This window comes from Paraburkholderia sp. WS6 (assembly GCF_030464835.1).
Lineage (GTDB): Bacteria > Pseudomonadota > Gammaproteobacteria > Burkholderiales > Burkholderiaceae > Paraburkholderia > Paraburkholderia madseniana.
This window is the reverse complement of the sequence record NZ_JALQCK010000087.1, coordinates 1-9,450: the sequence shown is the minus strand read 5'-3', so window position 1 is coordinate 9,450 and position 9,450 is coordinate 1. Positions and strand designations below refer to the sequence as shown.

General features: G+C 59.7%; 7 protein-coding genes and 1 pseudogene. 6 read left to right on the top strand and 2 right to left on the bottom strand.

The window, feature by feature from the left end; genetic code table 11:
- Positions 1 to 102: 102 nt before the first annotated feature.
- The 3 genes and pseudogenes from M0D64_RS44245 (at position 103) to M0D64_RS44235 (ending at position 3,521) form a co-directional block, all read left to right on the top strand.
- Positions 103 to 414, top strand: a complete 312-nt coding sequence (locus M0D64_RS44245) for a DUF4148 domain-containing protein (protein WP_266262235.1) — start codon at positions 103 to 105, stop codon at positions 412 to 414.
- A gap of 359 nt (positions 415 to 773) precedes the next feature.
- Positions 774 to 1,148, top strand: a pseudogene (locus M0D64_RS44240) (hypothetical protein); the annotation flags it as partial.
- Between the two features lie 663 nt (positions 1,149 to 1,811).
- Complete coding sequence (locus M0D64_RS44235; RefSeq protein ID WP_308102560.1) at positions 1,812 to 3,521, top strand: DUF1302 family protein; 1,710 nt, start codon at positions 1,812 to 1,814, stop codon at positions 3,519 to 3,521.
- Positions 3,522 to 3,703: 182 nt separating this feature from the next.
- Here the strand turns inward: M0D64_RS44235 and M0D64_RS44230 are convergent, their stop codons facing one another.
- Both M0D64_RS44230 and M0D64_RS44225 read right to left on the bottom strand, forming a co-directional pair.
- Positions 3,704 to 4,879, bottom strand: a complete 1,176-nt coding sequence (locus M0D64_RS44230) for an acyl-CoA dehydrogenase family protein (RefSeq protein ID WP_266262233.1) — start codon at positions 4,877 to 4,879, stop codon at positions 3,704 to 3,706.
- 153 nt (positions 4,880 to 5,032) lie between these two features.
- Complete coding sequence (locus tag M0D64_RS44225; protein WP_266262232.1) at positions 5,033 to 6,262, bottom strand: acyl-CoA dehydrogenase family protein; 1,230 nt, start codon at positions 6,260 to 6,262, stop codon at positions 5,033 to 5,035.
- Positions 6,263 to 6,665: 403 nt separating this feature from the next.
- On the opposite strand from M0D64_RS44225, the gene M0D64_RS44220 reads away from it, so the two are divergent.
- The 3 genes from M0D64_RS44220 to M0D64_RS44210 form a co-directional block, all read left to right on the top strand.
- Complete coding sequence (locus tag M0D64_RS44220; RefSeq protein WP_266262231.1) at positions 6,666 to 7,514, top strand: pirin family protein; 849 nt, start codon at positions 6,666 to 6,668, stop codon at positions 7,512 to 7,514.
- Between the two features lie 137 nt (positions 7,515 to 7,651).
- The gene (locus M0D64_RS44215; RefSeq protein WP_266262230.1) at positions 7,652 to 8,728 is read left to right on the top strand and encodes a mandelate racemase/muconate lactonizing enzyme family protein; all 1,077 of its coding nucleotides are present in this window, start codon (positions 7,652 to 7,654) and stop codon (positions 8,726 to 8,728) included.
- 289 nt (positions 8,729 to 9,017) lie between these two features.
- A partial coding sequence (locus M0D64_RS44210) for a DUF1329 domain-containing protein (RefSeq protein WP_266262229.1) occupies positions 9,018 to 9,450 on the top strand: 433 nt, incomplete at its 3' end.

Below are 9,450 nucleotides of genomic sequence, written 5' to 3'. Positions count from 1 at the left end.
CCATCATGCTTCACGTGCACGCGCGTGGACGAACGGCCTAGGCGAGCCGCTTACGATGGTGTCGACTGGTTATCTTTTTCAACCACAAAGGAATACCTCAAGATGAAGACCCTTGTATGTCTTATGCTGTCCGCCGGTGTGCTGGCTGGCCCCTCGTTGAGCTTCGCACAGTCGCCGTCAGCTCCGCTTACGCGCGCGCAGGTTCTTGCGGATCTCGTCCGAATCGAGCAGGCTGGTTATAACCCGGCCATGTCTAATGATTCGACATACCCCAGCGATATCCAGGCAGCAGAAGCGAAGATCGCGGCTCAGGACAATCAGCAGCAAGCTGCCGCGACGCTGCAGGTTGGTTCCTCGCAGACCAGTGCACCGGCTAGTGCGTCGCCGGCAGGGTCGGTTGTTGCTAGCCATTGAAGGTCAGCGTGATCAATGAGGGGGCGTGCATCGAATCTACGGCGTTAAGGGAAACTTCGCAAAAAAGAGGAATTCCCTTGATTCGTGCCCCCCGTCACTTTTCATCGTGTGAGCCTACTGCTAACTGCCCTATGGGGCCAATCCACCCGGTTAAGCCCGTCTTCCGCGTCGGAACTCAATCAACTTAAGAACGCACGTGATGGGAAGCAAGCTTCGCGGCGGCCAATGAGGATCTTGTTGATCTTCGTTGGCCCCATGTCTCCTTCCACCCTGCTTGCCGCAGCGAGGCGCAGGAGGTCATGCATGCCATCGCCTCGCAGCTGACGGAATGCGGGTTGCAGATGCACCCTGAGAAGTCAAAGATCGTTTATTGCAAGGTCCGAAGCCGTACCCAAACCTGTCCGGCGACGAACGCCGAGATTCCCGAACGGGTTCACGTCAAGCATGTCTTCGTCAAAGCCAGCGCGCGGGCGAACAACAGGGCCGAAAACAGTCACCAACCAACGCGCGAACGCGAGCGACGCATCCCTCAAGGGGACTTCTTGCGGGACGTGCGTGGCTTCCGCGATCCGGAACGCACGCAGGCTTTCTTATCGCGCTTCGGTCCAATCCGGCAACACTTCGCACTCAAGCGACATCTCCTGCGCGCCTCGCTCTATCGCAAACACCTTGCGGCACGTTTCGTCGCGTGGCATCGCTTCACTGCGATCACCCCAAATCCGTCTGCATTCTGAGCAAATGCGCGTCCTCACGCTAATGCGTCACTAACGCTTTAACGTAACAGCGCCTGTATCCTGGCTGTTTGACCGTTGCTGGTCCGGCGACACCCACCATGCCGGAAACTCATAGCGAGACCGGAATGGTTCCTGGGGCGACACGGGCAAAATCGTCTTTTTCGACGATGACTGATCAACTGCGCGTTTCATAATGGGTGCACGTTTTCTGGCGGTGGCCTTGCGATTCGAATTCACGTGCAATACACATCTGTCGATGCAGTTGGGGTTTTTGCGGAGTGGGGTGGTCTGCTGCGTTCCGCCTCGCCAATGATCTGGAAATCAGAATTGAACGTAAATACAAAAAGTATTACTTAAAGAATATAAATGCAGTGCGGCGAGTGGAAGTGGGTGGGATCCTTGAGGCGGACCGTGCAGGTGCCGGAATCGCATGAGGCCATTGATGTCGCGGTCTTTCTACGTTCCCAGAACGAGAAAAATTTGTTATACGAACAGACGATTTGAGCCTCAAATGTGCGCCACCGAAGCACGAGCGGATATTCGGAAATCCGTTCTGTGGCACCTATCTGTCTGAACCCGCGATTCTCTCGCTCCTCGTCGAGCAATGAATTTTGATAATAAAAAGGCGTGCCAAAAATTCAAAGTCCAGAAGGATAAGAGGAGATGGATGTGAGATATAACCGCAGAAAGCTCGCAGCTCGTGCTCGTGCCGGAATTCGTGCGCTGGCATGTGGGGGTTTGGCATTTGCCGGATCCATTTCGGCAAATGCCTTTGAATTTAATCTGAGCCCGGATATTACCGGTCGCTGGGACAACACGATTCAATACATTGGTGGCATGCGCGCACAGGGTATTGATTCCGGCATCGGAAACAGTCCGTTCTTTGACGAATCCGACTACAAGTACGGACATGCTGGCAGCATCGTCACCAACCGCGTGTCCGATCTGACGGAGTTCAACCTGTCTTACCGTCAGGAATATGGATTCCGCGTCAGCGCGTCGTTGTTTAAAGATTTCGCCTATACCGATTCCGTCCAGTTCAATCCCGGCCTCGCTGCGCCGGGTGTGCCTTATTCGGCGCTTGGCACATACCCGGGAAACAAGTATTCCTCATACACGCGCAGCTATTACGTCAATGGTACGCAACCGCTCGATGCCTTTGCCTACGGCAACTTCGATATTGGCGGGCACTCGACGGCCATCAAGCTCGGCCGGCTGACCCAGATCTGGGGCACGGCAATCTTCTTCGGTGATCAGAGCATCAGTTACGCGCAGAATCCGGTCGATGGCATCAAGGGTTCCGCATCGCCTGGCTCGACGTTGAAGGAACTGGCCCTTCCCAGAGCGCAGTTTTATGTGCAGACCGCCATTACGCCGGAGCTTTCGCTGGCGGCGCAATATTTCTTCGAGTTCGAGCACAACCTGCTGCCGGAAGGCGGAACCTATCTCGGCCTGTCGGACTTCCTGTTCTACGGACCTTCACAGTTGCTGGGAGCCGTTCCTCATGGCGACGACTTCAGGCCGAAGAACGTCGACAACAACTTTGGCGTTCGAGCGACCTGGAGCCCGTCGTTTCTCGCGGGCGGCAATCTCGGCTTTTACTATCGTCGACTCGATGAGGCGCAGCCGTGGGTGCTGTTCGGTCAGAATCCGGCAACGGGGGCGTCCAACTACCATCTTGCGTACAACCAGGGCACGCAGTTGTTCGGCGTCAGTGCGGAAGCGGGTATTGGCATTTTGAGTACGGGGTTCGAGGTTTCGTATCGTCACAACACGGCATTGAATTCGGTTGCAGGTCCTCAACCTGCCGACCTGTCCGGTAGCTCGGGAGCTCGCGGGGATACGATTAACCTGATCGGCAATGCGATGATGCCGTTGAGCAAGACGCCGTTTTACGAAGGGGGCTTCGCCTTGGCGGAAGTCGCCTTTACCCAAAGGGTCGGCTCGATCAAGAATGCGGCGCTCTATAACGGAACGAGCAACCTGGCGGCGTGCCCGACGGGAAGCAAATGGGACGGCTGTTCGACGAACGGTTCGGTCGTCGCGGCGATGCAGTTCGACCCGCAATGGTTACAAGTATTTCCCGGAGTCGATCTCGATATGCCGGTGTTCGTGATGTACGGGCTTTACGGCAACACGCCGTCCCTATCCACCGCCATCGGGAATCAGGGCGCGCTCATCTATACGGTCGGGTTGCACGCAGCGGTCTACAACAAATACAACATCACGTTGCAATACAACGGGTACCACAGCCATACGAGCGGATCGACCAGTTTTGCGCCCGGTGGCCCTGCCTTTTACGCCGGCGGGAACGGAGCGTTCATGTGGAATGACAAGCCGTGGATTTCCCTCACGCTGCAGACCACGTTCTAGCTCAGTCACGAGATCGGCGCCAGGGTGCTTGTGTAGTTGCCTTGGCGCGATCGTTGGGTCCGTTGCGTGGTTGATGGGGTTGCGCCGACGAGCCTGTATCCAGGGCGGGGCGGCGCAACCTCGCGACAAGCGCCGCTCGCCGGAACAGCATGTGCGTACTCCGGTGATCGGGCTTCAAAGCGTTATTCAAGTCTAGCGTCGGGGTCTGTTGACTGCTGCTGCAGCGTCTCGAGGCGTGCATGTCGCGCCAGATGGAAGTCGATGCCGCCGAACTCGTTTTCGAGCGCGGTCGCACGCTTGAAGTAGTGACCAAGCGCCAGCTCATCGGTCATGCCCATCGCGCCGTGTAGCTGCACCGCGTTCTGCCCGACGAACCGGCAGGCCTTCGCGATCGTCACCTTGGCCGCCGACACGGCACGCGCGCGATCCGACGCGGCGTCTGACAGCGACAAGGTCGCGAGGTACGTCGCCGAGATCGCCATCTCCACTTGCAGATACATGTCGACCATGCGATGTTGCAGCGCCTGAAAACTCGCCAGAGGCTGACCGAACTGGCGCCGCTCCTGCGTGTACGACACCGTGTCCGAATGCATGCGTTTCAGCACGCCGACTGCCTCCGCGCAAATCGCGGCAATTGCCTCGTCGCTGACCAGTTCAATGAGCGGCAGAGAAGTGCCGTCGTCACCGAGCAGCGCATCCGGCGATAGTTCGACATTCTCGAACACGATGTCGGACGCCCGTTTGCCGTCGATGGTCGGGTAATCGATTGTCGACACGCCGGCGGCATCCTTGTCGACCAAAAAAAGCGAGATGCCGTCATGATCGTCCGGGGCGCCTGACGTCCGCGCGGTTACGAGCAGCTTCGACGCCCAGGGTGCGGCCATGACAACGGTTTTCCGACCGTCGAGCCGCCAGCCACCGCCTGTCCGGCGGCGCGCACTCGTGGCAACCTTCGATAGCTGATACCCGGCACCGCCTTCGGACCACGCGCATGCGATGATCGAGTCTCCTGCGGCGATATCGGCCATCACGGCGTTGGCGAGCGTCCCGCCAACGCGTTTGAGGACGCCCGAGGCCATGATGCAGGTCTCGAGAAACGGCTCGACGAAGATCACCGAACCGAGTTCTTCCATCACGATCATTGTTTCGACGGCGCCGCCGCCGAAACCGCCCGCCTGCTCGGGCAGCGTGACCGCAAGCAGGCCCAGGTCCCGAGCCAGTGCGTGCCACATGTCACGGCGCCAGCCCGCGTCGGACAGTGTGGCGTCGCGCCGAGCCTCAAAATCGTAGTGATCGCGCAGGAACGATTGCAAGGTTCCTCGCAGCAAATTCTGCTCTTCCGTAAAATCGAAATTCACGTTTGATCTCCTCATGCTCATTAAGGTACGGACCGACTCGCTTTTCATGAGGACCATTGCGGTCCTCTCGAGTTGTCGTCAGCTCTTTGGAGAAGCATCGTCGCAATCGATGCATCGCCATCCTGGCCCCAGTGCGGAGCCAATAACGTCTTATCAGTGCAGACCCAATGCCGCCTTGGCCAGGATGTTGCGCTGGACTTCGTTTGAGCCGGCATAGATCGATCCGGCCCGATCGTTGAAATAACGCAGCGGGGCGAGCACGGCCGCTTGTGGTCCGACGTGTGGCCCGGTGGTGTGCCACAACTTCACTGGGCCACCGGGGCACGCCGCCTGCGGCTGAAATGCGCGACCGTAATGACCCGCCGCTTCCATCCCGAGCTCGGTCAAGTGCTGGCTCAACTCGGTCCCGAGGATCTTCATGACCGATGCGTTGGTCCCGGGCGATCGTCCCGCCGATAGCGCAGACATTGTCCTGAGTTCATACACTTCGAGCGCCGCGATGCGAATGCGCGCAGCGGCGAGCTTGCTGGCGAAATGCGGATCGCCGATCAGTCGATCTGTCGTCTCGCCTGGCACGGTTTCCGCGAACTGGCGCAGGTTGTCGAGCATGTCGTGCAGCTCCGGCGTGTAGGCGGTACCGCCACGTTCGAATTCGAGCACGAATTTGGCGACGGTCCACCCGGCGCCGATCGTGCCGATAACATTGGCCTTCGGTACGCGAACCTGATCGAAGAACACCTGGTTCTGGATGTGCTCGCCCGACGACATCACGATTGGCTGGATACTGATGCCGGGAGTGCGCATGTCGATCAGCACGAAGGTGATACCGAGCTGCGGTTTTTCCTCTCGTGACGTCCGGACGAGACAGAAGATCCAGTTCGCATCTTGCGCATGTGTTGCCCAAATCTTGGAGCCGTCGCACACGAGATCGTCGCCGTCTTCACGCGCACGCATCGTCAGCGACGCGAGATCGGAGCCCGATTGCGGCTCGGAATAACCCTGACACCAGATATGTTCGCCGCTCAGCATGCGCGGCAGGAAGTACGCCTTCTGAGCAGGGGTTCCGAACTTGATCAATGCCGGCGCACACATCTGGATGCCCATCGGCGACAGCGGCGGCGCGCATGCGGCTACCCGTTCCCGGGCGAACAGGTAGCGTTGCGCCGCACTCCAGCCGCAGCCTCCGTACTCGACCGGCCAGGCCGGCGCCGCCCATCCTTTGGCGGCGAGGATATGCTGCCATTGCATAGCCGCCTGGTGATCGGCGTAGACGCTCGTCATCAGACGGCCGGCCGCGCGCAGTTCGTCGGTCAAATGGGCGGCGAAGAACGCGCGCACTTCGTCGCGAAAAGCCAGATCCGAGTCACTCCATTGCAAATCCATCTCTTTGCCTCCGAAATCTCTTTGGATAAAAGCGCCATGCATGACTGCGCCATGCCCGAGCTACCGATTGATGTCATTGCTCGACACGCGGAGCGGACCGGGCAAGCCACGCACGAACGACCGGGCGATACCGACATCGCGTCGCCCACTTGGAGCCGATGGCAGGTAGGGAGGCGGCCACGGTATCAGGCGTGGCAGATGGTAGGCGTCGACGAAATGGCGGTCATCGTCGGTTGTGACGATTTGCATACTGCGCACGCGAGCCTTGACATGTCGCGTCGCGATTGTGTCCGATCGCGGACGGGTGAAATCCACATTGGAGCCCTAGTCGCCCGAAGAGGGATTGCATACCATCGATTCCATCCAAATGCGTTTGTCTTTTTCTAAGCCCACGGAACGATCCATGTCTCAGTCCTCGTCGAATGACCACGCTGTTCGCCTACGCCGCGTCGCCACGCGCACCCGCGGTCATCGGCAGGGACCAGTCACGCGCCTGATGAGCCCATCGGATCTGGGCCAGACGTTGCGACCGTTCGTTTTTCTCGACCTGATCGATTTGACGGGTACGACACCGCATGGCGTGCATTTGCATCCGCATTCGGGTATCGCGACGCTCACCTGGATTCTCGAGGGCAATGTGGGTTTCGAGGATACATTGGGCCGCAGCGGAACGATTCCGCAGGGCGGGGTGGAGTGGATGCAGGCCGGAGGCGGCGCATGGCATGGAGGCGATTTTGGCGATGCCGATCGCGTCCGCGGGTTTCAGCTTTGGGTCGCGTTGCCGCCTGACATGGAACTGGGGGGGGCGGAAAGCATTTATCTGGAGCCCGGCGATATCGAACGTGATGGTCCAGTGACGGTGCTGCTGGGGCGATACGGCAGAGCGAGGAGTCCGCTGCAGGCGCCTTCGCCGATCAACTATCTGTCGGTCAAGTTGAAGGCCGGGGAGCTTTGGCGTTACGAGCCGCCCGAAGGGCATGCCGTCGGTTGGGCCGCTGTCAGCATCGGAGAACTTTTGGTGCCGGACAAAGTGCAAGCCGGCGAACTCGTGGTGTTCGACGAGTCGGAAGGCGCAATCGAGTTCCATGCCGAGACGGATGCCGAATTCGTATTCGGCTCGGCCGTCAAGCACCCTCACGATCTGGTGCTCGGCTATTACTCCGTCCACACGAGTGCAGCTGCCCTGGAGGAAGGGGAGGCGCGCATTCGCGAGATCGGCATACGGTTGCGTGAGCAGGGGCGGCTTCGCTGAGCGCGCTGCACAATCGACAGTCGGGCTGCCGCTAGTGCGCGTGGCTGTCGTCAAAGCGCATCACGGCATGCCAACGCGACGGTCCGCACGCTGGTACCCGGCTGGCATCCTCGACACACGAAACAGGAGATTCCCCGGTGAAAATCACGCGCGTTGAGGTCGTGACGACTGTCATCCCGCAGGCCATCGGACGCTATAAGAGCCAGATGCCGGTGGTTGTGGTTCGTGTCCAAACCGATACCGGTATAGATGGCATCGGCCATACTTTCACCGTGACCACAGATTTTCAACGTTCGCTGACCGCGATGGTGCGCGAACTTGGCGAGCAGGTCGTCGGAGAAGATCCGCGCCGGATCGAGCATCTATTCGCAAAAATGGTTTATCCCGCCAATTTTGTCGGTCCGGGCGGTCTCCTAAACATTGCGGCGACCGCGATCGACATCGCGTTGTGGGATATCGTCGGCAAGGACTCGGGGCAGCCGCTCTGGCGCTTGCTGGGCGGATTTTCCGACCACGCGAGAACATATCAGAGCAGCATTGCAGTGGGCAGCAGACCGGATGTCCTGCAGCGCCAGGCCGCCGACTTGGTGGCGCAAGGGCATCGCGCGATCAAGATCAGACCGTACGCAGAGCGCGACGCACGGATCGAGCAGGTCGTCGCCCGTGTCCGCGCGATTCGCGAAGCGATCGGCTATGACATTGACCTGATGTACGACGTCAACCAGACCTGGACGCCTTCCCGGGCAATCAGAGTGGGTCGCGCGCTGGAAGAATTCGAGCTCTTCTGGCTCGAAGACCCGACGGCGATGCACGATATCGAGGGCCAGGCGGCTATCGCACAGGCCTTGGATGTCCCAATTTGTTCGGGGGAGTACCACTACAACCCCGTATCGTTGCTGCCGCTGCTCAAAGCGAGGGCGGTGGACTACCTGATGGTAGACATGTGCCGGATGGGCGGCATCACGCAATTCCGGAAAGCCGCCGCGTTGGCGGAGTCGTTCGCGGTTCCGGTGGCGAGCCATCTGATGCCGGAGGTCTTCGCGCATTGCATTGCCGCCGTGCCCAACGGCCTCATCGCCGAATGGATGGACTGGTCGACCATGCTGTTCGACGGACTGCCGATTCTGACCGACGGGGTGCTGCACCTGAGCGAACGTCCCGGCCATGGTCTCACGTTGCTCGAAGATGTCGTGCAGAAATACCGGGTGGATTAAAGCGTGAAAGTGCGAGCGGCCGAACAGGCCGCCGCATCTTGTCGCCAGCGAATCCTCCCGCTTTGTTTCCCGTGAACGCGCCCAGTCACGATGCGCGCATGCAATTTCGTCGGTTTCGACGACGTGCGAAGCGTCCGCGAAATACAGAATGGGTTTGCCCGGTCGATGAATGGCGGATTGGATCGATCCTGGTTGGCGCCCCGGCACGACGACGAAAGCGTGCAGGCACATACCTGTGGCGACGGTGATGTTGGAACGATACATCGGTGCAATGAATTGGAGGAGACAGATGAAACTTCTGCTGACACTGACAGCGGCAGGCGTGATGGCGCTCGTCGGTACACAAGTGAACGCTGCGCCCAGCGCGGCCGATGCGGCTCGTCTCGGGAAGACGCTCACGCCACTGGGCGCCGAACAGGCGGGCAGCAAGGACGGCGAGATTCCTGAGTGGACGGGCGGCCTGTGCCAGGCGCCGGCCGGATACAAGCCGAGCAGTGCCGACGGCGGCGCGCCCTACGTCAACCCGTTTGCCAACGAGAAGCCGCTGTTCTCGATCTCGGCGGCCAACGTCGACAAGTATGCGGACAGGCTTGATGACGGGCAGAAGGAATTGTTCAGGCGATACCCGAAGACATACCGGATGGAGGTCTATCCGACCCATCGTACTGCCTGCTTCCCCGACTGGGTCTACGAGAACACGATCAAGCGCGTGATGTCGCCCA

Bases quoted from the DNA above. Each gene is read 5' to 3' on its own strand.
- M0D64_RS44235 (WP_308102560.1), top strand. From the start codon at position 1,812: ATGGATGTGAGATATAACCGCAGAAAGCTCGCAGCTCGTGCTCGTGCC.
- M0D64_RS44245 (WP_266262235.1), top strand. From the start codon at position 103: ATGAAGACCCTTGTATGTCTTATGCTGTCCGCCGGTGTGCTGGCTGGC.
- M0D64_RS44225 (WP_266262232.1), bottom strand. From the start codon at position 6,262: ATGGATTTGCAATGGAGTGACTCGGATCTGGCTTTTCGCGACGAAGTG.
- M0D64_RS44220 (WP_266262231.1), top strand. From the start codon at position 6,666: ATGTCTCAGTCCTCGTCGAATGACCACGCTGTTCGCCTACGCCGCGTC.